General features: G+C 38.4%; 1 pseudogene. It reads left to right on the top strand.

Features of this window, described 5'->3' with window-relative positions:
- The first annotated feature begins 75 nt into the window (after positions 1-75).
- A pseudogene (locus F6K51_RS37775) lies at positions 76-1,178 on the top strand (ISAs1 family transposase).
- Positions 1,179-1,183: the final 5 nt, after the last annotated feature.

Below are 1,183 nucleotides of genomic sequence, written 5' to 3' on the forward strand. Positions count from 1 at the left end.
CAGGGCTATTTCATTCTAAATATAAACAAGATATGGTATAATTGAGCGCAAATTTAGTCTAATCCATCTACTCTTGTGTCTCAAATCGCAATTATAGAAGCCTTTGCAGAGCTCGAAGACCCTCGTCGTCGTGCCGGACAGCGTCATGCCCTGCCACTGTGCCTAGCACTATTTACCGTGGGCTACGCCGCTGGGAATCAAGGATTTTTAGCAATTGGAGATTGGATTTCAAGTTACCGCGAGCAGTTGATTGATCTTTTCAAACCTCCGAAAAACAGGCTACCCTCTTACAGTACTGTCCGTCGTGCTTTACTACATATAAATTATGAGCAGTATTCCCTGTGCCTGGCTAAGTTCTTTAATGTACAACCAGTTCCTGGAGAAACCATTAGTTTAGACGGAAAAGTCCTCAAATGTTCCTATCAAATAGAAAATGATAATCTTAATTCAGCTTCTCACCCAGCCATAATGTTGGTTAGTGCTTACATTGTGGAACGGGGCTTGATTTTAGAACCGTTTGAAGTTGATGCCAAAACCAACGAAATTAAAGCTCTACCAGAATTGATTCAGAAACTTGCTCTCAAGGGAGTTGTTTTTGCTTTTGATGCTATTAATACCCAAAAAAAACTTGTGAGTTAATTATCAAAAGTGGTAATGATTATATTGCTGCCTTAAAAGGTAACCAGCCCAGTCTCTTTAAGGAGGTTAAAACTAATTTTACACCGGAAGTTACTTATCTACAAATTAATAAAGGACATGGTCGAATCGAAAAGCGTCATGTAAGTATTTGTAAAAATCTTGATTCTATCCGTCCTTGGCCCGGACTTACTACTTTGATTCAGGTTAAATCAGAACGTCAAGTATTTACCCATCATGTCATTGAAGTTACTACTGAAACTCGTTATTATATTTCTTCATTGAGTTTAACAGCCCAAGAATTTGCTGAACGTATCCGTGGATATTGGGGTGTTGAGAATAAAGTCCACTATGTTAGAGATGTTACTCAAGGTGAAGATAAATCCAGAATTCGCACTAACCCTCTGCCTAAAATTTTCACCATAGCTCGTAATTTTACACTCAATTTATACCGTGACCAAATGTTTAAAAATATGGCACAAGCTCAACGACTTTGTTCTTTTGGTCTAGACACGCTTAAGCAACTTTTTAGAATGAAATAGCCCTG

The organism is Moorena sp. SIO3I8 (assembly GCF_010692325.1).
In the GTDB taxonomy this organism is placed as follows: domain Bacteria; phylum Cyanobacteriota; class Cyanobacteriia; order Cyanobacteriales; family Coleofasciculaceae; genus Moorena.